Annotated in this window: 19 protein-coding genes; 8 read left to right on the plus strand and 11 right to left on the minus strand. The window is 38.4% G+C overall.

Annotated elements, in window-relative coordinates; translation table 11 throughout:
• Positions 1 to 274 precede the first annotated feature (274 nt).
• The 3 genes from QZT73_RS16675 to QZT73_RS16685 all read left to right on the plus strand — a co-directional run bounded on the left by QZT73_RS16675 (position 275) and on the right by QZT73_RS16685 (position 3,373).
• Positions 275 to 1,687: a sodium:solute symporter family protein gene (locus QZT73_RS16675; protein WP_291789374.1), complete on the plus strand. Its 1,413-nt coding sequence runs from the start codon at positions 275 to 277 to the stop codon at positions 1,685 to 1,687.
• Positions 1,656 to 2,837, plus strand: coding sequence for a class I SAM-dependent rRNA methyltransferase (locus tag QZT73_RS16680; RefSeq protein ID WP_291789376.1), 1,182 nt, complete (start codon positions 1,656 to 1,658; stop codon positions 2,835 to 2,837). The genes QZT73_RS16675 and QZT73_RS16680 overlap by 32 nt, the downstream gene beginning before the upstream one ends.
• A gap of 101 nt (positions 2,838 to 2,938) precedes the next feature.
• Complete coding sequence (locus tag QZT73_RS16685; RefSeq protein WP_291789377.1) at positions 2,939 to 3,373, plus strand: hypothetical protein; 435 nt, start codon at positions 2,939 to 2,941, stop codon at positions 3,371 to 3,373.
• 40 nt (positions 3,374 to 3,413) lie between these two features.
• Here QZT73_RS16685 and QZT73_RS16690 read toward each other — a convergent pair whose 3' ends face one another.
• The 4 genes from QZT73_RS16690 to QZT73_RS16705 all read right to left on the minus strand — a co-directional run bounded on the left by QZT73_RS16690 (position 3,414) and on the right by QZT73_RS16705 (position 9,637).
• Complete coding sequence (locus QZT73_RS16690) at positions 3,414 to 6,554, minus strand: AsmA-like C-terminal region-containing protein (protein ID WP_291789378.1); 3,141 nt, start codon at positions 6,552 to 6,554, stop codon at positions 3,414 to 3,416.
• A 72-nt stretch (positions 6,555 to 6,626) separates the two neighbouring features.
• Positions 6,627 to 8,057 (minus strand): sulfatase, encoded by a 1,431-nt coding sequence (locus QZT73_RS16695; RefSeq protein ID WP_291779403.1) that lies wholly within the window; start codon positions 8,055 to 8,057, stop codon positions 6,627 to 6,629.
• A 21-nt stretch (positions 8,058 to 8,078) separates the two neighbouring features.
• On the minus strand, positions 8,079 to 8,528 hold the full coding sequence (locus QZT73_RS16700) for a DinB family protein (protein WP_291779407.1): 450 nt from the start codon (positions 8,526 to 8,528) through the stop codon (positions 8,079 to 8,081).
• 11 nt (positions 8,529 to 8,539) lie between these two features.
• The gene (locus QZT73_RS16705; protein WP_291779409.1) at positions 8,540 to 9,637 is read right to left on the minus strand and encodes an ATP-dependent 6-phosphofructokinase; all 1,098 of its coding nucleotides are present in this window, start codon (positions 9,635 to 9,637) and stop codon (positions 8,540 to 8,542) included.
• 233 nt (positions 9,638 to 9,870) lie between these two features.
• On the opposite strand from QZT73_RS16705, the gene QZT73_RS16710 reads away from it, so the two are divergent.
• From QZT73_RS16710 to QZT73_RS16720, 3 genes are all read left to right on the plus strand, one after another.
• Positions 9,871 to 10,608: an NYN domain-containing protein gene (locus QZT73_RS16710; RefSeq protein ID WP_291779412.1), complete on the plus strand. Its 738-nt coding sequence runs from the start codon at positions 9,871 to 9,873 to the stop codon at positions 10,606 to 10,608.
• 89 nt (positions 10,609 to 10,697) lie between these two features.
• On the plus strand, positions 10,698 to 11,909 hold the full coding sequence (gene mnmA / locus QZT73_RS16715) for a tRNA 2-thiouridine(34) synthase MnmA (RefSeq protein WP_291779415.1): 1,212 nt from the start codon (positions 10,698 to 10,700) through the stop codon (positions 11,907 to 11,909).
• A 17-nt stretch (positions 11,910 to 11,926) separates the two neighbouring features.
• A complete protein-coding gene (locus QZT73_RS16720) occupies positions 11,927 to 12,640 on the plus strand; it encodes a pseudouridine synthase (protein WP_291789379.1) in 714 nt (237 codons plus the stop codon).
• Here QZT73_RS16720 and QZT73_RS16725 read toward each other — a convergent pair.
• Positions 12,627 to 13,355 (minus strand): hypothetical protein, encoded by a 729-nt coding sequence (locus tag QZT73_RS16725; RefSeq protein ID WP_291779421.1) that lies wholly within the window; start codon positions 13,353 to 13,355, stop codon positions 12,627 to 12,629. The two genes, QZT73_RS16720 and QZT73_RS16725, sit on opposite strands and share 14 nt — an antisense overlap.
• A gap of 108 nt (positions 13,356 to 13,463) precedes the next feature.
• On the opposite strand from QZT73_RS16725, the gene QZT73_RS16730 reads away from it, so the two are divergent.
• Positions 13,464 to 14,948, plus strand: coding sequence for a M28 family peptidase (locus tag QZT73_RS16730; RefSeq protein ID WP_291789381.1), 1,485 nt, complete (start codon positions 13,464 to 13,466; stop codon positions 14,946 to 14,948).
• A 14-nt stretch (positions 14,949 to 14,962) separates the two neighbouring features.
• Here the strand turns inward: QZT73_RS16730 and QZT73_RS16735 are convergent, their stop codons facing one another.
• Complete coding sequence (locus tag QZT73_RS16735; RefSeq protein ID WP_291779426.1) at positions 14,963 to 15,823, minus strand: bile acid:sodium symporter family protein; 861 nt, start codon at positions 15,821 to 15,823, stop codon at positions 14,963 to 14,965.
• Positions 15,824 to 15,827: 4 nt separating this feature from the next.
• The gene (locus QZT73_RS16740) at positions 15,828 to 17,402 is read right to left on the minus strand and encodes a hypothetical protein (RefSeq protein ID WP_291779428.1); all 1,575 of its coding nucleotides are present in this window, start codon (positions 17,400 to 17,402) and stop codon (positions 15,828 to 15,830) included.
• 121 nt (positions 17,403 to 17,523) lie between these two features.
• Between QZT73_RS16740 and QZT73_RS16745 the strand changes: the two genes are divergently transcribed.
• Complete coding sequence (locus tag QZT73_RS16745; protein ID WP_291779431.1) at positions 17,524 to 18,114, plus strand: hypothetical protein; 591 nt, start codon at positions 17,524 to 17,526, stop codon at positions 18,112 to 18,114.
• A gap of 7 nt (positions 18,115 to 18,121) precedes the next feature.
• Here the strand turns inward: QZT73_RS16745 and QZT73_RS16750 are convergent, their stop codons facing one another.
• From QZT73_RS16750 to QZT73_RS16765, 4 genes are all read right to left on the minus strand, one after another.
• Positions 18,122 to 18,682, minus strand: coding sequence for a 1-acyl-sn-glycerol-3-phosphate acyltransferase (locus tag QZT73_RS16750; protein ID WP_291779435.1), 561 nt, complete (start codon positions 18,680 to 18,682; stop codon positions 18,122 to 18,124).
• The gene (locus tag QZT73_RS16755; protein WP_291779437.1) at positions 18,679 to 19,479 is read right to left on the minus strand and encodes a patatin-like phospholipase family protein; all 801 of its coding nucleotides are present in this window, start codon (positions 19,477 to 19,479) and stop codon (positions 18,679 to 18,681) included. The genes QZT73_RS16750 and QZT73_RS16755 overlap by 4 nt, the downstream gene beginning before the upstream one ends.
• Positions 19,466 to 20,314 carry an MBL fold metallo-hydrolase gene (locus QZT73_RS16760; RefSeq protein ID WP_291789383.1) on the minus strand — a complete coding sequence of 283 codons (849 nt, stop codon included), beginning with the start codon at positions 20,312 to 20,314 and terminating at the stop codon, positions 19,466 to 19,468. Before QZT73_RS16760 ends, QZT73_RS16755 begins: the two co-directional genes overlap by 14 nt.
• 77 nt (positions 20,315 to 20,391) lie before the next feature.
• A complete protein-coding gene (locus tag QZT73_RS16765) occupies positions 20,392 to 21,339 on the minus strand; it encodes an acetyl-CoA carboxylase carboxyltransferase subunit alpha (RefSeq protein WP_291789385.1) in 948 nt (315 codons plus the stop codon).
• Positions 21,340 to 21,578: the final 239 nt, after the last annotated feature.

The raw sequence follows: 21,578 nt of genomic DNA on the forward strand, positions 1-21,578 counted from the left end.
GAGAAATAAACTTCTTGAAATATTGTAGAAATAAACTTCGCGAAATACAGTAGAAATATGTTCTGCCTTGGCAGACAGTTATGCTAATTTAGCATGGATTTATGGCGTGTTTAATCAATAATTGGCCAAATGTAACTCAGCTAGATTTTGGATTAATCAATTACATCCCATCACGTTGATATTTAAATTTAGTGTAATTATTTCAACCATATTTCAACTTTATTTCTATCTTATTTCGATTATATTTCGACCTCACTACTAAAATTTACAGAATTTGCTCCTCACGGCAATAATCATTTACATTCTGATTACAGTAGGCATAGGTGCCTGGTCGTCCAAACTGATCAAAAACTCCAATGATTTTGTCCTAGCAGGTAGGCAATTGCCGCTTTTTTTATCGGCCTCTGCCCTATTTGCCACTTGGTTTGGATCTGAAACTATATTTGGTGCATCATCAGAATATTTGGATCATGGGCTGCAAGGAGTCATTGAAGATCCTTTTGGAGGCGCACTTTGCCTCATTTTATTTGGCATGTTTTATCTAAGACCCATGTACAGAATGAATGTGTTGACCATTGGGGATGTTTACAAAAAGTTGTTCGGAAAGCGGGTAGAATTTTTCGCATCTATCTTTATGATCCCTCCTTACTTTGGCTATGTTGCCGCCCAATTGGTAGCCTTGTCCTTAATATTTACTACCGTTGCAGACATTAACATATCGACTGGAATTTTAATCAGTGCGGGAATTGTAGTCTTCTACACATTTTTGGGAGGCATGTGGGCCATTTCCATTACGGATTTTATTCAGACAACCTTAATTGTAGTTGGCTTGATTTGGGTAGCCATTTTGGTAGCCCAAAAAGCCGGAGGTTTTATGCCCATTTTGGATTCTGCACCAGAAGGGAGTTTTCAGTTTTTCCCTGATTCCAATCCCATTTCATGGATGAATTACTTGGGAGCATGGATGATTCTGGGTTTGGGAAGTATTCCCAGCCAAGATATTTACCAAAGGGTGATGTCTGCTAAATCTGAAAAAGTGGCCATCCGGTCTACATATCTTGCCGGTGGCTTTTATGTGACCATAGGCCTTCTTCCATTGTTCATAGCTTTAGGTGCCAAATACTTATACCCTGAAATTTACCTTGAAAACAAGCAGTTGCTGCTTCCTGAAATGGTATTGAGGCACAGTGGCCTGCATGTTCAGATCTTGTTTTTCGGCGCACTTATGTCAGCGATCATGAGCACGACCAGTTCGGGTTTGTTGGCTCCTTCTGCCATAATCTCAGAAAACCTCATCCGCCCATATTATGGAAGTAGGCTAAAGGACAATCATTTTCTTTGGATTCTACGAATCAATATCATATCCGTAGCCGTCATCGCCACCATTATGGCCCAATGGAAAACCAATATCTATGAACTTGTAGCGAGTGCCTCTATTTTAATGTTGGTATCTTTGTTTGTTCCACTTACAGCAGGACTTTATTGGAAAAAAGCTTCCGAAATGGGTGCAATCATGTCCATTGTTTTTGGAATGATCGCCTATTTGTGGCTGCTTACCATAGATATGCCTATTTATCCCCATCTTCCAGCTTTATTGGTAAGTACCATTGCTATGGTCATTGGTTCGATCATTTTCCCTACTAAACCCAATTCAAATGTTGTCCTATCCAAAGATCAAACTTCATAAAAACAAAGAGGTATCTACTCTGAGAAAACACCATTGGATTTTTTCAGGGGCAATTGCCCACAAAGACGATGATCTACAAAACGGTCAATTGGTACAAGTGGTAGACCATCAGGAAAATTTTCTCGCAGTGGGACATTTTCAATACGGCTCCATAATGGTAAGGTTGATCAGTTTTGTTCCAGAAAACATCGATGTCGATTTTTGGAAAACAAAAATTGCAACCGCTTTTAAATTAAGGGAGAATTTAAGTTTGACAGACAATCCAGTTACCAATGTTTACCGATTAATTCATGGTGAAGGCGACGGATTGCCTGGTCTAATTATTGACTACTATAATGGTACAGCCGTGGTTCAAACCCATCATATCGGTATGTACAGGCATGTAAAAGATATCTCTAAAGCTTTAGAATGGGTTTATGGAGACAAGCTGGATGCCGTCTACGACAAAAGTGCAGAAACACTTCCCAAAAATTATGGTGTGGAGAACCGGATGGTTTATGGCACACCAAAGACACAAATGGTCTCCGAATATGGATGCCTTTTTGAAATTGATTGGGAAAAGGGACAGAAAACCGGATTTTTCGTAGATCAACGCGAAAACAGGTATTTGCTGGGCCAATACAGCAAAGACCGTAAAGTATTGAATACCTTCTGTTATTCAGGTGGTTTTTCAGTCGCTGCTCTTAAAGCCGGCGCAAAGGAAGTCCATTCTATTGATATTTCTGCCAAGGCCATTGAACTAACCGAATTCAATGTGGCCAAAAATGGTGATTTTATGCATAAGCACAAGGCAATAGTGGCCGATGTGGTAAAATATATCCGTGAAATTGCCAATGACTTTGATATCATTGTACTTGACCCGCCGGCTTTTGCAAAAAACATCAAATCCAGACATAATGCAGTTCAGGCCTATAAAAGATTGAATGCGGAAGCTTTGAAAAGAATTAAGCCAGGAGGCATTTTGTTTACCTTCTCCTGCTCGCAGGTTATTGATAAACAATTATTTGCCAATACCATTACCGCATCAGCATTAGAATCAGGAAGAAAGGTAAGAATTCTACATTATCTCTCACAACCGGCAGATCACCCCATCAATATTTATCATACAGAAACAGAATACTTAAAAGGATTGGTCCTGTATGTAGATTAAGGTAAATTTATTCTAAAAAAGAGCAACCTTTTTAGAATTTATCAGGTTCATTTTGGTAATTCTTAGACTTTATCTTTTACTTTAAATAAAAATCACTAAAAATGTACATAGGATTAAAACACTTGCATTCAGGTTTGGCTTATTTGGCGCTTTTAGCCTTGGTCATCATCTTCATTTATGCCCTAATCGGGGCATTGAGCAATAAGGAGTTTACAGAAAAAGACCGAAAAATAGCCTTAATTGGCTTTATCCTTGCCCACGTACAATTGTTGGTAGGTTTGGTACTTTATTTTGTAAGTCCAGTTGGATTTTCATTATTGACCGGAGGAGGTGCGATGTCTGACAGTGCAGCAAGACTCACTGCATTAGAGCATCCCTTGATCAATATTTTGGCCATTGTGCTCATCACTATTGGATACACTCGCGCCAAAAAATTTGGGGAAAGCAGGGCAAGATTCAGGTCCATCTACATGCTTTATGCTATTGGACTTGTCCTGATAATCAGTCGGATACCTTGGCATAACTGGTTGGGATAATGCAACAGAAATTAAACCCCGAAATATTTCTGTTTCGGGTTTAATTTCCTCTATCTTTTCCTAATCCTACCTGATAATCATCAGGTGTACCACGCATATGTACATTGACGAATCTTACCCTTCTGTTCTGATCTCTAAAAACTATAGCATCTTCTTTATCTGGATCTACTTCTTCAAAGTTTTTTCCTCCAAATAATGACCGAAAACCAACCTGTGTTACCAAACCAAGAGGTATACGGATAAAGTAATCCATATTCATATCCAGACTTTGCTTACCTGATAACTCAATAAAGCCCAAACTGGAATTGATATTCATTTTAGGTATACTTAAGATACCTTCTTTCAGTTCAAAAGTATTTGATAAAGTATCAAATCGTACATTCCTCAGGTTCTTGTCTTTAAAGTATTCCCCCATGGCCTGCAAGGGAGTGAAATTCACCAATCGCCCTTGATAGACAGTAAGATCCATTTTGGCTTCAGAACGGTCAATAATCGGAGTCAAATCAGGGTGAACCAAAAATTTACTGACCACGGTTCCGGATACCAAACCATGAAGGTTTTCATTGATCAAATAATCCTGACCAAAGTTTTCAAATTTGAATAGAAGTTTGTCTAAGTCAAGTTTCTCCGCTACTAAGGTACTATTGAAATAAATTTGGTTGGGATCAGAACCATTAAAATAGCCCTTAATTCCCATCCTGCCATCTGCTGCTTTTAACCCCAAAGTGTCCAAATAAATGTAATGATCCACTTTGGTCCTCGCGTTGAGGAAAAAATCTTCTAACCAGAAATTGTGATAATTCAGCTTATTCACTTGAGCGGAAAAATCCATATCTCTGAAAGGAACCATAAAAATATTGAAAGCTTCTTCATGATTCGTTTCTTTTTCAAGACTTTCAAAACCCATCAAAGCATCTATATCCAACATTTGCGATTTCAAAGAAAAGTAATTTTTAAACAAAGCTGTTTCTTTTGCTTCTCCCACATTATATCCCAATTGAATATTAAAATCCGAAACACCCATATTACCCTGAAAATTTTCCAAAGTCAGGTAATCTGCCTCATAATGTATCCTTCCTTTAAAATTGTCTAGCCTTAAGGGATGGAGTTTCATCTGACCTTCCAGATGGTTCAACCAAAGATCTGCGGATTGGAATGCACTATCAAAAACCAGCTCTAACTTTCCATTGAGTTTTAGACGATCAATCGCTTCATTCTGATAATCAACAGGCAGGTAGTTTTCACCTGCATAAGTGAGTAAATCGTGAACAGCCAAGTGATCTGAAACAAGGTCAAAATCAAAGAAACTTTTCCCTCGGGGATAAGCTTGAAACCACTTGGAATAATTTTGAAGTTTTCCTGTGAAATGAAAATCGGTTTTGTCTATTTCTCCCGTAAAATCAATCACAGCCAAATCATTGTCTCCAATTATGACATCTGCATGAAAATCATGGAAAGCATGTGGATAATTTTTAAGTTTTGCATGGAAATCTTCAATAAAAAACTCTCCTTTTGGTAAATGGACAAATTCTTTTATTTCCTTTCCAGTGGATTCAAAGGCCAATTTGATTTCAAAATCTGAAATTACTTCCTGCCAATTGCTGGAATCCTGATTAAATATCTCTTCAAGGTCAATTTTTTTGGAAACTGATCTTAAATCTGCCTTTACGCTTTTATCTTCTCCATGAAAGATGGCAGGAAAGTTTTGAATCTTTCCATCAAATGAAAAATCCGATTCCAAAATATCAAACTGTAATTTATCTAAAACAAGATTTCCCTTCTCCAAAGAGGCAAGGATATTGGCATTACGAATAGGATGTGGAAAATCCGGAAAGGTAAAATTCAAATCATTGACAATAAGCTCACTTTTTACACTTCTGTTTACGCCTGAAATACCAGTCACCTCTAGGTCTATCAATTCGTTGAAATCCATATTGACCAAAACTTGTCCACTAATGCCCTGAAGGCCTTCGATTTCGAAGAATTTACCCAAAAAACCTAAATCTATATCCGCATTTAAATTGACATCGATATAAGGATTGACAAAATCCCTTACTATCAATTTTCCTTGAAAAATTCCCTGCTCAGGCTTGGCATTAAAATTTAGAAGCTGAAATTCCGAAGTCTTGAGGCTCCTTTCATCTCCGTTAGTATAGAAAGCGGAGAACCTTAAATCATCCACAATTTTATCCGTGGTTGGATTGAGGAAATAGGCATTATCACAACCAAATTCAAGACCAATGGAAGGTACATTTCCATTGGATGATTTTCCCCGAATAATTCCCTGAAAATAAACATCTCCTTCATTTTTATACCTTCTCACAAATTCCCCTGTCTCTTCAGGTAAAAAAGCGGCAATCAGATTAAAATCAGGTTTCTCTCCCTGTAACCGAATATCAATATTCATGTCGTCATCAAGATCAAGCTGGCCTGAAACACCCAAAACTGCACCTTCTAGTATCAATTTGGACCGTTCCAATGAAATAAGCTGCTCATTTTGGTCAAACATTAATGAAAGGTCTAAATCCACTTGTTTATTGGAAAAAAATGTTGGTTGATCGTCGATATCCAAGTCAAAAATCAAATTACTCAACCATCTGATTTGAACAAGGTCCTTTTCTATTTTTATGCCGGCATCTGCTTGATTAACATGAAAAAACAAAGTAGTCAAATTCCCTAAGTCTTTATATTTAATTTCAACGTCTGATAATATGACAGAGTTAATATCGAGATTGATGCCCCCTTCATCTTCCTTATCCCCCTCAAAACTTATACCTTTGGCTTTCAACAAATTGATTTCAGTATTTTCATCACGTACAAGATTGAGGCCACCTTGACTCAATTTTATAGATTTGACAATAAAATCCCCCTTCAATAAATCCCAAATTCGAAAACCTACATATAGGTCTTTGGCATAATAAATGGTATCCGAATGTGATTCTTTACCTTCATAAAAAACAAGATCTTCCAGGTCAATTGATACATAGGGAAATTGGGCAAATGGGGCAATATGGGAATCTTTGAGCTGCAACTCCCCAAAAAATTGTTTGTTTAATGAACGGATCAGGTTTTGCGTTAAACTTTTTTGGTTTTTATAAACAATTCCGATACCAATGGCAGGAATAATTAATAGTATTGAAATAGCTACCAAGCCTACAATGACCACTATTTTACGCTTCATAAGTAGTTTTAGATATACCTTTACCATTGCAAATTTCAGGCCTATCGCAAAATTTCTTTAGCAAAAAGAAAATTAGTGTTGAATTTGTCCTGCTGACCTGACAAACTGACCTTCGATACCAGTCAATGCATCTCCCATATCATTCCTGGCGTGATCAGCCAATTTGACCATCTTATCCACAATTTCAGGGTGATCAGTAATTACATTTTGAAGCTCTGAAGGATCTGAGGGAATATGGTACAACTCCATCTGCGTTAGGGTATTCATGGTATACTTATTGGGTAAACCATCATTTCTGGGACTTTGACCAGGGGCAATGATACGATACTGGTGAGGAAAGTATAGCTTCCACTCATTCATAACTACCGCTTGTAATTCATTCCTATTATAGTATACAAAATAAGCCTCTTGAGGACTTTGGACATCAGCCGCTGTCATCATACTTTGGATATTTCGACCATCAATCTTTTGTTCTGGTAAATCCGCTCCCACTATATGGGCAAGCGTTGGCAAAATATCAATACTCATGGCTGGATTTTCCTGTACTATTCCAGATGGTAAATTCCCCTTCCACTTCATAATTGCCGGTACCTTTACTCCTCCATCCCAAGAAGTCCCCTTACCTTCCCTAAGTGGATATGCGGAACCAGAATGCCCAGAATAGGATAACCATGGGCCATTATCAGACAAAAAAATCACAATGGTGTTTTCCTCCAGATTATTTTGTTTCAATGTCTCTATTATTTGACCTACCGACCAGTCAATTTCCATGATCACATCTCCATAGAGTCCTCTTTCGGACTTGCCTTTAAACTTATCCGATACAAAAAGCGGAACATGTGGCATGGGGTGTGCCAAATAAAGGAAAAACGGTTTATCCCGGTTCCTCTCTATGAAATCAATGGATTTTTGGGTGAACCAAGTTGTAAACATACTTTGATCATTCCAAATGGTATCTACTATCCGATCATTTTCATACATAGGCAGTGGCGGATAATATCCTTTTGTTTCAGGATGGTTGGGCCACATATCATTTGAATAAGGGATACCATAAAATTCATCAAAGCCCTGATTGGTGGGCAGAAATTCCGGGTGATGTCCCAGGTGCCATTTACCAAATATTGCCGTGGAATAGCCCAAGGGCTTTAATAACTCTGCAATGGTTTCCTCTTCTGGGTTCAAACCATGACTGCTGCTATGGTCCAAGGCACCGTGTATACCCAATCGATTGGAATAGGTTCCAGTAAGTAAGGCCGCCCTTGATGCAGAACATACCGCTTGTGCTACATAAAAATTGGTAAACTGCACACCTTCAGCGGCCAATTGATCCAAATGTGGGGTTTCTATATCCTTTGCACCATATACTCCAACATCATTGTAACCCTGATCATCTGTAAATATCAGAATAATATTTGGCTTCACTTCCTTTTTTGATCGCTTTTCTTGCTCTTTGCAGGAAATAATGAGAGGAAAAATAAAAAGGATGATTATGAGTGATCTCATATAACTTTCATTTGATAACCTTCAATTGTCTGTGGTCAATAGTCTTCGGTGGTAATTAATCTGTCCAAGGTGATAATTCAGATGCCCCACCAAATGGGTCATAAAATACTCGTATGTCATTGGATAACCAAATTCCTCCAATGGATATTTTCGGTAAAACCAATCTTCCGGAAACTCAAGCAATGCTTTTGTGATAACTTGTTTTGTCTCCTCAATTTGTGTCAATATCTCTTCCAAGGGAACGTCCTTAACTGTAAATTCTGCATCCTTATCCCTTTCATATCCAGTGTTCCCCATATTGGCTCCTATATAATGATTGAGGTTACCGATTAGGTGAATGGCAAGCGTACCCGCAGAATTGGAGATACCATCTTGTATTTTCCAAATATCAGCCTCCTTTTTGTAGGACTTGAGTTCATTTTTGAGTTTGGTCAAATCCCTGTCAAAATAAAATATCAGTGAATCCTTCATCTATTTATGAATTAATTGCCAAATGATATACCAAGACCTTTGGCAGCATGAACGAGATACCCCTTAGGGTCCACCACCTTGTTTTCTTTGGTGGCATTTTCTAAAGGCACTGCAACAAAATCATTGTTGATAAAAGCTGCCATTTTACCAAAGTCACCTTCCAATACCATCTCAAAAGCTTTAACGCCAAAAGCTGACGCCAATACCCTGTCAAATGCTGAGGGAGTCCCACCACGCTGCACATGCCCCAAAACTGTTTCCCGTATCTCTGCCCGCACTCCTGCTTCTTTGAGTTGGCTCGATAACTCATAGGCTACACCACCTAATTTAACATGTCTTGATCCGGATTCACCGTCTCTAAAAACCAAAGTACCATCTTTAGGTTTAGCACCTTCAGCTATCACTATATTGACAAAGCCACGCCCCTTTTCATACCTTGCTTCGATTCTTTTGACAAGTTTATTGATATCATAAGGAATTTCAGGTATAAGGCAGATTTCAGCACCCCCAGCTATGGCTGTATGCAAAGCTATCCACCCTGCATCACGGCCCATAACTTCCATGATCATCACTCGGTGATGACTTTCTGCTGTGGTGACCAATTTATCGAAGCCATCAGTAGCAATTTGGACCGCAGTCTGAAAACCAAAGGTCATATCTGTTCCTGCTAAATCATTATCAATCGTCTTGGGAACGCCAACTATGGGCAGTCCATGGTCATGTAGTGCTTTTGAAATTCTTTGTGAGCCGTCACCACCAATATTGATTACTGCATCGAATCCCAATTCCTTTATCCGCTCTGCCAGATCTTTAGTCTTATCTATAAATCTTATGTTACCAAATTCATCCTTAACTGGATAATACAAAGGATCAGCTTTATTGGTCGTTTTTAAAATAGTGCCTCCTTTTACGTGTATTCCAGCTACCTTACTCCTTGTAAGGGGAATAATAAAAGGAGGATCGGACCACACACCGTTGAAAGCTTCTTTACTCCCGTATATTTCCCATTCCTTTGCTTTTTTGGCTCTTTTGTATATTCCGCGTATCACCGCATTCAATCCAGGGCAATCTCCTCCGCCGGTAGCTATTAAAAGTTTCTTCTTGTTCATGGATAATATATGTTCTGATGCAACATACAAAAAAAGCTTTTAAAAAATGAGAATTGCAAGTCCTTTTACGCCTTGTATAGCTTAAGATGCTTTTTTATAATCTAAGGGCAAACCCAAACTGGATATCATACTTTTACCTAAAAAATAAGGGTTTTTTTAATTCCTATGTCTGATCTTTCCAAATTCAATTAATCCGATTTAAGTCTTAACTTGTACCTTTTAATATATTCTAAATGGAAAAAGACCTCAAAATAGCTGTATTGATCGATGCTGATAATGTATCGGCCCATCCAATAAAAGAGATGATGGAAGAAATCGCCAAATATGGTAATCCTACCATCAAAAGAATTTATGGAGACTGGACCAAGCCACAACTTGGTAAATGGAAAAATGTCCTTTTGGAAAATGCCATCAATCCTATCCAACAATATAGCTATACTTCTGGAAAGAATGCTACCGATTCAGCCATGATCATTGACGCTATGGATATCCTTTATTCTGAAAAGGTGGATGGCTTTTGCTTGGTTTCCAGTGATAGCGACTTTACAAAATTGGCTACCAGACTACGAGAAACAGGGATGCTGGTGCTTGGCATGGGTGAGAAAAAAACCCCGGAACCCTTTATAGTGGCCTGTGATAAATTTATTTATGTAGAAATACTCCAAAAGGAAGAACCAGAAATCTTTGGCGATAAATCCAAAGCCAAACCCAAAAGCCAAGTGGATAAAATCACTCCAAAACTCATCCGTTTGATCCGCAATACCATTTCAGATTTGGCTGATGATGATGGATGGGCATTTATGGGTGATGTTGGAAACCTTATCCAGAAAAAACAGCCCAACTTTGATTCCAGGAATTATGGATTCCAAAAACTCACCCCTCTGATCAGTGCTATTCCTTCATTTGAAATTGACCAAAGAGAAAGCTCAAAAGGCCGACACAAATTGATTTTTGTCAGAAATAAAGATTGAATGCTAACTTTGTGAACCAACGGATGGGAACTTAATGTTGGATATCATGAAACCTCATGGACCTTGACCCCATGAATTATTTCAATACAATGGAAAATAAAAAAAGGGTAGTTGTTGGATTGTCGGGAGGGGTAGATTCCTCTGTTGCTGCTTATCTTCTCAAAGAAAAGGGCTTTGAAGTCATCGGAATGTTTATGAAAAACTGGCACGATGAATCCGTAACCATCTCCAATGAATGCCCATGGATGGAGGATAGTACCGACGCCATGCTTGTTGCAGAGAAACTGGGAATTCCATTCCAGGCCATCGATCTTAGCGAAGAATACAGAGAAAGAATTGTGGATTACATGTTCACAGAATACGAAGCCGGCAGAACCCCTAATCCGGATATTCTTTGCAACAGAGAAATCAAATTTGATATTTTCTTGAAAGCCGCCCAAAAGCTCAAAGCTGATTTTGTGGCTACAGGCCATTATTGCCAAAAAGGTTCGGTTGAAAAAGACGGGAAAACAATCTATCGGCTTTTAGCAGGGGCAGACTCCAATAAAGACCAAAGTTACTTTTTGTGCCAGTTGAGCCAGGAACAACTGTCCCAAGCACTCTTTCCTATAGGCCATCTCCAAAAATCAGAGGTGAGGAAAATTGCCAAGGAACAGGATTTGATCACTGCTGATAAAAAAGACAGTCAAGGGCTTTGTTTTATAGGAAAGGTTCGTTTGCCAGATTTTTTACAGCAGCAACTGAAACCAAAAAAAGGGAAAATAATAGTTGTCCCTGAAGATTTAACAGTATATGACAAACAAAAAATCTCAGTAGAATTAAACCCTGAGGATTTTAATCTTGAAACTTTGGATGCCTTGTGCTTACCTATTCCATATCAGGCTACTGAGGGTAAAGTCATTGGTGAACATAACGGAGCACATTATTTTACGGTTGGACAAAGAAAAGGTCTCCAAGTCGGAGGAACTGGCAAACCATTATTCGTTATTGCTACGGACACTAAGGAAAATATCATCTATACCGGACTGGGTGAAAATCACCCCGGATTAAATAGAAATGGCCTTTTCGTAGCTAAAAAGGACATTCATTGGATTAGGGAGGACCTATCGCTTCCTGTTGGTACTTCCATACGATACCAAGCAAGGATCAGGTACAGACAACCTTTGACTTGGGCTACTTTGATCATGCGTAAAAACGGGCTCTATGTTGTTTTTGACGAAGCACAGCGGGGAATTGCCTCTGGTCAATTTGTGGCCTGGTATCTTGGAGAAGAAAGCATTGGTTCTGGAGTAATCTTTTAATATTAATACTGATCCACTTGGTAACATTACTGGAAATTATTTATGAAGATGAGTACTATATAGCTATTAATAAACCGGCTGGTGTCCTGGTACATAGAACCAATCTTGCCAAAGAAGAGTATGAATTATTGGCTGTTCAAATGCTCAGAGAACAAATTGGCCAAAAAGTGTACCCCCTTCACCGTATAGACAGACCCACTTCAGGTGTACTTATCTTTGGCAAAAATTCAGAGGCCACATCCCTACTTCAACCTTTATTCCCTACTGCTGAGGTCAAAAAATTTTATCTCTGCCTGGTAAGAGGCTATATCGCAGAACATGGGCTTATTGAGCAGCCTCTAAAGAAAAAACTATACGGTGAACTACAGGAAGCCATGACTGAATTCTGGAGAATTGATCAAGTTGAAATACCCTATGCTTCTTCTTCCCGCTATCCTTCAAGTCGATATGCACTGATTAAGGTATATCCGCATACTGGAAGAATGCATCAGATCCGAAGGCATATGGCCCATGCCCGTCATTATATCATTGGAGATTCCACACATGGGGACAACAAACAGAATATTTTTTTCAGAACAACATTTGGTTTAAAAAACTTGCTTTTACATGCATGGCAAGTGGAATTTACACATCCCTTTACAAAAAATAAGGTGAGACTTGAAGCAGACATCCCCTCTTACTTTTTAGAAATAGTTGAAAAACTTTCCCTTCAATTACCTAATTCAGATTAATTCCCAACACCAAGCCTAACCAAGGTTTATTTTGATAAATCCAAAAGCGTGAATTGCTATCCAATAGGTAATCCCATCCAAATCCTACTCCTATATTAAGGTAATTGAAAGCAAAGCTAACAGCTAAACCATATGACCAAGCTATTCCATCATATTCATAATTGATATTATCTTGGGTTAGCCAAGGATTAACCGGTGTAGCACTAATTCCTGAGAATACCCCAAAAGTAACACCATAATGTCTAGTAAGCCTTTCATATTCGCCAAAGGGGCTAGGCTTATAACCTAATGTATACCAATCTGTTCGGTAACCTAAGTACATTGAGGCATTGAGGTTGGTATTGAGTTGGGGGGGAATACCGTGCCTACTGCCTCTAAATTTAAAAGGGATAGAAATCAAATCAATATCAAGTTCGTTGGTTTTAAAAACCTGATCTTCTATTTTTACCGAAACACTTTTCTGGGGGAAATTAATTATTTCTCTATTAAGTGTATCCAAAAAGAAATAATTATTACTTGAATAAACGGGAAAAATGGTCAAAAATTCAGGTTCATTGTCCAGATAAACCTGTTCTATTTTATCGCCATATATTTTGGATTTGTAAAATCCGTCCTGAATTTCATAGGCATCTATTTGTTTTTGAGACCTGCATGCAAAGAATAGCGGAATAATAAGAAAAAATACAATGTTCTTGGGGTTATTCTTGATATTCATTTTAACAAATTAGCAAATTTATTATGAAATAAACAGGGGTTACTACTCATTTCCCAAACCATAAACGTAAAATTCCTATATTTAAAACCTAAACATAAATTAACCAGCATGAATATAAAATTTAGTCTTTTGTTTTTGATGTTGTTACTATGGTCAGCTGCTTATTGCCAGCAGGGGAAACAAGCTATAGAAGCCAATTTCAATGAAAGAGAAAGTATATCCCATTTCAGATTTTTAGCCTCGGATGAATTAATGGGAAGGGATCCGATAAGACCTGAAATTGATGCTGCTGCAAGGTACATTGCAGAGCAATTTTGGAAATATGGTGCACAGGAAATTGAAGGTGCAAATGGCTATTATCAAAATATACCTTTTCGTCTTTCTTACCCACCAAGTAAAGGAATGGTCAACCTGGGAGAAAATGAATTCACGCAGGGTGAAGATTTATTGGTTTTGGATGGTCCTTCGCTGGAAGGTTCTTTTGAGTTGGTCGTCTTAGGTTATGGATTGGAAAATGATTATGCAGGAAAAGATGTTCAGGGAAAAATCGTAGTAACCAATGTAGGCGCCCCAAATAGACTAAGCCCATCTGACCTATTTGCTGTCGGTAGAGAGAAAACAGCCTTAGCCAAGGCAAAGGGAGCTGCTGGAATTATTGAAATGTACAATGTGCCCACCGTTCCATGGGCATTGGTCTCAAATTTTTTGAACAGAACGCAGTTGACAGTAGATACTAATCCAGGCACCGAAAGTATTCCCTACATTTGGTTGAGAGATCTAAGTAATAATCATATAAATGCAATTGGAAAAGGGGATATAACAAAAGCAGCTTTTCAGATTGAAGGAAAACTTAACAGAAGTATCATTGGTAAAAATGTGGTTGCTCTAATTGAAGGTACTGACCCGGAATTGAAAAATGAATATGTTATGCTTTCGGCACATTATGATCATGTCGGAGTAGGCAGACCAAATGCGGAAGGTGATTCCATTTATAATGGTGCCCGTGACAATGCTGTAGGAACAGTCGCACTTATCAATGCTGCCCGATATTTTGCTAAGCATCCTCCCAAAAGATCCATATTAATCTGTGCTTGGACAGCTGAAGAAAAAGGGTTATTGGGAAGCGCATATTTCGCTGAAAATCCATTGGTTCCATTGAATCAGATCATTTTTAACTTGAATATTGATAATGCTGGATACAACGATACTTCCATTGTTACAGTGGTCGGCCTTGGGCGCACTTCTGCTGATCATTTGATATCAGATGGTACTGCTGCATTCGGACTTGAAGCCATTGCTGATCCTTCTCCGGAGCAAGGGCTTTATGATCGTTCAGACAATGTGAACTTTGCGAGAAAAGGTATCCCTGCGCCTACTTTTAGCCTTGGTTTTACCGCTTTTGATGAAGAAATCAGCAAGCATTATCATCAACCTTCAGATGAGGTCGGTAATTTCGATTTGGATTATGCCGTTTTGTATTGGAAAAGTTATCTCCTTGCAGCTGAGAATATTGCCAATTGGAATGAAAAACCAAGATGGAATGAAGGTGACAAATATGAAGAGGTCAGCAAAACTCTCTATGGCATCAAGTAAAAAAATCCCGGTCATTAAGTCCGGGATTTTTTGTTGGCTAAGAAGATTACTAAAGTAGCTGTCATGAACATGATAAGACTATAAATGGCGATAGGTATGGTCATTTCCGAATTTTTGAGTAAGGTAGCAGCAATCAAAATACCTAAGGTGCCATTTTGAATCCCTGACTCTATAGATATCGTCAGTCTTTGTCTTTTTGGCAAAACAAAGGCTGTGGCAAGGAAATAGCCTACCACCAAGGTCAAAATATTGAGGCTAAGCATTACGGGCCCTGTCAATATAAAAAACGCTACAATTGACTCCCGCTCTTTGAGAATAGCAGCAAAAATGATTAAGGTAAAAAATACCGCTGAAGCAATCCTTACCGGTCTATCCGCTTTTTGGGAAAGACCTGGAAACCTTTTCTTTAAAAACATACCAAAGGAAACAGGTATTACCGTAACACCCATAATTTGAATGATAGTTTCCCCAACTGGTAGCATAATGCTACCCTCCTCTCCGAAATGTACTATAGCAAAATTGACAATTAAAGGAATGGTAATAATCGTAATAAATGAGGTAACGGCCGTAAGACTGATGGAAAGGGCAATATCTCCTCGCGATAAATGGGTTATCAAATTGGAAGTTGCTCCTCCCGGACAAGCAGCTAAAATCATTACCCCTACTGCCAAGGCTCCAGTCAATCCAAAGAGTTTAACAAGGGCAAAGCCGAAAAGAGGCAATAAGATCAGCTGGTTCACTAAACCCAGTATACCGGCTTTGGGAAACAATACAATGTTTTTAAAATCTTTAATACTAAGCGATAGCCCCATTCCCAACATGATAAATGCCAAGGCCAAAGGTAAAAAGACAGCGGTCAATATACTTTCTTGCATAAGGTTATGGTGTGGGTTGATTTAAATTAAACTTTCCTAAGATCTCTAGAATGTTTTTGTGAAGAATTGGGGCAGTCTCTGGTCCTACAGAATTAATTTCACCATACGGACGTTCAGATAATCCGTATGTAAATGGGGCCTTTTCATCCCATTGACTTTTTGGAATGATATAACCAATCATATCATTGGACATTCCATTAAAAAACCTGACAGTACCCGGCATCTTAGACCTGATAGCAGGTATTTCTACGGGAGCTATTCTATAATCTGCCCCGTCCGGCGCTTCAACTCCTCCATTTAAAATTTCAGGGTAAAGTTCTCCTGGAAAGTGCACAAAAGAAATGATCCCCAATTGCCAAGCTGCAAGTTCTGACCTTATATGTCCCCATTTGGCAAATCCTCTATCTAAGATTCCGGTCCAAGCTCCCAACCAAAACATGCGGTTATCCAAAGGCAAAAGAATACTTTTAGCTTCTATTTGAAACTGAGAATAATCAAAGGAAAAACCTTGATCTGCTTGAATCATTTCCAAAACAATTTTGGCTAAGGCCATACCTTGAACATCAATTTTCTGATCATTGGCCTCTTTAAAAATATCTCCTGAAAAAGGGTGTTCTATTGCAATACTGGGATGAGTAGTCATTAATCCACCCAAGGCACCATTCACAAAAATGGAAATTCCACCCAATCCCTCAAGATAAAGTGAATCATTCCAAACTATACCTTCTTCGATGTATTTTCTAAAGTAATGTGGGAAATCTGAACTGATCAAGGTATTGTCTGACCAAAGTGTTTCCGGATGGTTACCCCAATTCAGCAATGTTCCTAAAGTTGATCGGGTATCTTTATCCAAAACTTGTAAAACCCGTATTCCGGCATCAAAGACCTGTGGATCCCTCGTATCTCCCACCAAATTCAATGCTTGCTTTTCATCCTCAAAAACCCTAAAAGTTGCCGGTCTAGTATTTTTTGATGCCATTTCTACTGAATTCAAGATTCCTTGATTGACAAATTCCAGATAATCTGGATTTACCCCTCTTCGGTATGGACTAGGTCCATACATTCCCATGAGGTCTGGAGAGGAATGTACGTGTGTACTCGAAACAATCAGGTAATCAATACCCCATTCTTCTGGAATACGCTTTCTCAGACTTATCACTTCGTCATTTCCGAAACTCATCATATCAATAACACAAAATGCCAACCTAAATCCTCCATTGTCAATTACAATTGAACGTGCCCATAAGGGATCATTCACTCCTGAAGCAGGTCTGTTTTGATGAAAACCAGCCAGCCATACTGGATCAAACTTTCCATTTTTGTTCAGGTCATGGTAAACATCTCCATCTTTGGGTTCATACCGCGCATTTTGGTTTTGATCTGACCAAGTATCAAAGGTTATCGGGGTAATATCAGTTTTTGAAAACCCAACCAAAATTTCTTTCTCATCCAAGTCTTGAAAAGATATGGAAAGTTCGTAATTGGGATGTCTGTCTTTAAATATTGAAAAAGTATAATAAGTAACTATAAGAAGAAATGTTCCGAAAATTAAAAGGGAAAGTAATATCCATTTCTTCATGTCAATTTTTTTTGTAATAGCATTGTAAGATAATAATCTGAAGTCAAATGACAAAAATCAAAATTATCTGAAATGGAACAAGCCTTTAAATTAATCGTTACAATTGAAAAATAATGTTCTTATGAAATTCAGAGCACTTAGCCTTATAACCATAATCTTACTTTCCGCTTGTGTGGAGCAGGTCTCTCTGCTTCCCGCCGGTTCCCAATTGCTTAGAAACTCAGACTTTTCTCAAAGTTTAGATAATGTGTCTCCTTGGGTACCGATTAGCTCTCCCGGATTCGAACTAGGGATATCTGATGAAATATTTAGATCGGGAAGTCGCTCTGTTTTTATTGAAAACACGGATATTTTCAATGAAAATACAGGTACTTGGACGCAGGTTTATAATGGTTCAATACCTGGTCCCGGTCAAAGGGTAAGGTTAAGGGCATATTTAAAAGGTGAAAATATTAGACTCTTTACACCAAACAGCAATGTATTCATATCATTGAGATTCTCTCCAGTAAAAGACAACAGTGGTTCATTGGCAGGGAGATTTATCAGTTCACAACAAAGGGTTAGAATAGAAGGAACATTTGACTGGACGCCTATAGAGTTGGTAGTCAATAATGTTCCTGAAGATGTGGAATCTGTTGCTGTATTTCTTGTCATGGGGTCAAGAGTTACAGGAAAGGTGTACTTTGACGATGTCACCTTGAGTGTGGAATAAAAGGATTTTAAAGAATACCCTTTTCGGGGTATTTTGGTGTAACCGTCCTTCCAAAAGCCATCATTTCTTCAATTTGCTCTTGCATCTGCCCATTGGGGTGAATGACTGGTCCAATTCCAGCCTCTTTTTTCTTATAGTCCAGATAACCTATAACTATAGGTACATCTGCACCTGAAGCCACATGATAAAAACCTGTTTTCCATTTGGACACATAACCTCTGGTACCTTCTGGTGTAACCATGATTACCAATTCATCAGCATCCTTTAGCATATTTGTCATGGCTTCTGTATAGGTTTGTTTGCGGCCTCCAGGAATCCTTTTCCGATCAATAGCTATACCCCCCAAAGATTTGATTAACCAGCCTAATGGACCAACCATCACTTCTTTTTTGATCGTAAACCGAACAGGAATATCCATTAGATAAAAAGCTGCGCGAGCATATAATAAATCCCAATTACTGGTATGAGGAATCGCAATAAGGACTGCTTTTTTCAAATCTTTTGGCCATCCTATATTCAACCTCCATCCTGCTATCCAAAAAACCAACCTGGACAATAATTTCATCATGCCTTCAATTTATTTTTTTTAAAAGACAGTTCTTTCATTTCTTTATTTTCATCAATGTAAGCCATGGTTGATTCATAACCAAAGTCAAAAATTTCTTTTGCCTTTTTGATGTCAAATACCCCATATTTTGCCAAACCTTTAGGTTCAATAAAAAAATCACATTTTTCCTTACGACTGTATACATTATAATTCATAGACATGATCACGGTCCTTTCAATCAGGCTTTTGATATTTTTAATATTGTGCTCTACAGGTAGATGATTGCAATTAACACCTATAATCACATCACATACTCCTTCTAATGGCTCAATGGGAAGATTATTCAGGACACCGCCATCCACATAATAATTATTCCCTATGGCGATTGGGTCAAACATCCCAGGAATACAAGATGAGGCCATCAAAGGTTTGATCAGCTCTCCTTCAGAAAAATAAACAACTTTTGCACGCCTTATATCTGTGACCGTTACTGTCATTGGCATCCTAAGGGATTCAAATGAATTTTCGGGAAGGTATTTTTTAAACAATTCTTCGACAATATCCATTTTAAGGATCCCCGTCCAGCTAATTGCAGGCCTTAGAAATTTAAAATAATTGGTTTTGATGATTATTTCCAAAATTTGATCAGGTTCATGCCCAGCAGCATATAAAGCCCCTGCTATGGCTCCAGCGCTACTTCCACTGATCCTATTAGGAAATATACCTCGTTGGTTCAATGCCTTAAGCACCCCGAGATGTGAGACTCCTCTGACTCCCCCACCTGATAATGCGATTCCAATCTTCTTATCCGAGTTCATTGAGTGAAAAGGTTTTGTCTAATCTAACACCTTTTTCTGTCATTTTAAGCGTACAGCATTCGTTCTTGGAGTCATGTTCCAAAAAAACAATATATTGTTTTTTTGCAGCCTCTTCCAAAAACCGTTTTTTCTCCTCCATCGTAATCAAAGGGCGGGTATCATAACCCATCACATAAGGCAATGGTATATGGCCTATTGATGGCAACAAATCGGCAGCAAACACCAAAGTATGCCCTTTATAGGAGATTTTTGGAATCATTTGTTTGTCTGTGTGACCATCCACTGTGAAAAATTCAAAACCATCCATTAACTTCTTTTCCTTTAAATCCAAAAATGACAGCTGCCCGCTTTCTTGCATGGGAAGCATATTTTCTTTCAAAAAGGATGCTTTTTCTCTTGGATTCGGTTGGGTAGCCCAAATCCAATGTTCCTCATTAGTCCAATATTGAGCATTCCTAAAGGTCATTTCAAGTTGTGTAGACATTTTTCCTTTGTATCGAACACCACCACCACAATGATCAAAATGCAAGTGCGTGAGGAAATTATCGCTTATATCAGAAAAAGAAAAACCTTTTTGTTGGAGTGATTTTTCCAATGTATCCTCACCATGTAGGTAATAATGAGAAAAAAATTTGGCATCCTGTTTTTCACCAATGCCATTATCAATTAAAATCAATCTATTTCCTGACTCCACAAGTAGGCATCTCATCGCCCAAGTACATAGGTTATTTTCATCAGAAGGGTTTGTCTTTGACCATAGTACTTTAGGTACAACTCCAAACATCGCACCACCATCTAATTTAAAAAACCCCGTATTGATTACATGTAATTTCATCTACTTTTCTAAAATAATAAATCCCGCATTTCAGAAGCGGATTGGCTTTTGAAATGCGGGAATATCTTGGATGAAAGCTATTCAACAAAAACGCCCATGGAACAGAATTTATCTATTCGCTGTTCAATACGCTTTTCCGGTTTGATCTTTTCCAAATCTTTTAAGGCCTCCAAGATGGTTTTTTTAAGAATTTTGGCCATGCCTTTCATATCCCTATGCGCACCTCCAAGTGGTTCTTCAATGATTCCATCTATAAGCCCATTCTTTTGCATATCAATGGCTGTGAGTTTGAGTGCCTCTGCCGCTTGTTCTTTGTAATCCCAGCTTCTCCATAAAATTGAGGAACAGGATTCAGGAGAAATAACAGAATACCATGTATTTTCCAGCATATAGACTTTGTCTCCTATGGCAATCCCCAATGCTCCACCTGAGGCACCTTCACCAATGATGATACAGATTACTGGAACTTTGAGCATAAACATTTCCCTCAAATTCTTCGCAATAGCCTCACCTTGTCCTCTCTCCTCTGCTTCCAATCCAGGAAAAGCACCTGGAGTATCAATCAATGTAACAATAGGTTTCCCAAACTTTTCCGCCATTTTCATGAGCCTTAAAGCTTTACGGTATCCTTCCGGATTGGCCATACCAAAATTACGTTCCTGACGTTGTTTGGTATTTCTGCCTTTTTGCTGCCCAATAAACATCACTGATCTACCCTCAATGTCTCCAAGTCCACCAATCATGGCCTTGTCATCTTTTACAGTTCTATCACCGTGAAGTTCAATAAAATCATTGGTGATTTCATAAATATAGTCCAGGGAATAGGGTCGGTCTGCGTGCCTTGAAAGCTGTACACGCTGCCAACGGGTCAAATTTTGGAAAGTCTCTTTTTTCAAACTCTGAATTTTTTCTTCCAATGACTGAATGTCAGTAGCCAAATCTATATTTCTACCTTTGGCCAAATCTTTCATTTCCTGAAGTTTTAGCTCCAAATCAGCTATTGGTTTTTCGAATTCTAATAACATACTTGACTTTTTTGAATAGGACAAAGATAAAAATATTCTGACTAAGAAAAATTTTTATTTGATAGGGTCCTAGAATAAGCGTTCTAAAGATACACCGATGTAAAAAGTACCATCTACAAGGGATTCTATGATATATACATAATATTTCATAAACAAAAAAACCCCAGCTTTTAACTGAGGTTTCGCGGAATGGCCTGTCCCGTGAAACGGGAGACGGGACTCGAACCCGCGACCTTCCC

The sequence above is a fragment of the Cecembia sp. genome (assembly GCF_007126775.1).
Classification (GTDB): Bacteria; Bacteroidota; Bacteroidia; order Cytophagales; family Cyclobacteriaceae; genus Cecembia.

Excerpts from the sequence above, each read along its gene's own strand:
- QZT73_RS16730 (WP_291789381.1), top strand. The coding sequence starts at position 13,464 with ATGAATATAAAATTTAGTCTTTTGTTTTTGATGTTGTTACTATGGTCA.
- QZT73_RS16705 (WP_291779409.1), bottom strand. The coding sequence starts at position 9,637 with ATGAACAAGAAGAAACTTTTAATAGCTACCGGCGGAGGAGATTGCCCT.
- QZT73_RS16685 (WP_291789377.1), top strand. The coding sequence starts at position 2,939 with ATGTACATAGGATTAAAACACTTGCATTCAGGTTTGGCTTATTTGGCG.
- QZT73_RS16725 (WP_291779421.1), bottom strand. The coding sequence starts at position 13,355 with ATGAATATCAAGAATAACCCCAAGAACATTGTATTTTTTCTTATTATT.
- mnmA (WP_291779415.1), top strand. The coding sequence starts at position 10,698 with ATGGAAAATAAAAAAAGGGTAGTTGTTGGATTGTCGGGAGGGGTAGAT.
- QZT73_RS16690 (WP_291789378.1), bottom strand. The coding sequence starts at position 6,554 with ATGAAGCGTAAAATAGTGGTCATTGTAGGCTTGGTAGCTATTTCAATA.
- QZT73_RS16680 (WP_291789376.1), top strand. The coding sequence starts at position 1,656 with ATGTTGTCCTATCCAAAGATCAAACTTCATAAAAACAAAGAGGTATCT.
- QZT73_RS16735 (WP_291779426.1), bottom strand. The coding sequence starts at position 15,823 with ATGCAAGAAAGTATATTGACCGCTGTCTTTTTACCTTTGGCCTTGGCA.
- QZT73_RS16700 (WP_291779407.1), bottom strand. The coding sequence starts at position 8,528 with ATGAAGGATTCACTGATATTTTATTTTGACAGGGATTTGACCAAACTC.
- QZT73_RS16710 (WP_291779412.1), top strand. The coding sequence starts at position 9,871 with ATGGAAAAAGACCTCAAAATAGCTGTATTGATCGATGCTGATAATGTA.
- QZT73_RS16755 (WP_291779437.1), bottom strand. The coding sequence starts at position 19,479 with ATGAACTCGGATAAGAAGATTGGAATCGCATTATCAGGTGGGGGAGTC.
- QZT73_RS16740 (WP_291779428.1), bottom strand. The coding sequence starts at position 17,402 with ATGAAGAAATGGATATTACTTTCCCTTTTAATTTTCGGAACATTTCTT.
- QZT73_RS16750 (WP_291779435.1), bottom strand. The coding sequence starts at position 18,682 with ATGATGAAATTATTGTCCAGGTTGGTTTTTTGGATAGCAGGATGGAGG.
- QZT73_RS16695 (WP_291779403.1), bottom strand. The coding sequence starts at position 8,057 with ATGAGATCACTCATAATCATCCTTTTTATTTTTCCTCTCATTATTTCC.
- QZT73_RS16760 (WP_291789383.1), bottom strand. The coding sequence starts at position 20,314 with ATGAAATTACATGTAATCAATACGGGGTTTTTTAAATTAGATGGTGGT.
- QZT73_RS16765 (WP_291789385.1), bottom strand. The coding sequence starts at position 21,339 with ATGTTATTAGAATTCGAAAAACCAATAGCTGATTTGGAGCTAAAACTT.
- QZT73_RS16745 (WP_291779431.1), top strand. The coding sequence starts at position 17,524 with ATGAAATTCAGAGCACTTAGCCTTATAACCATAATCTTACTTTCCGCT.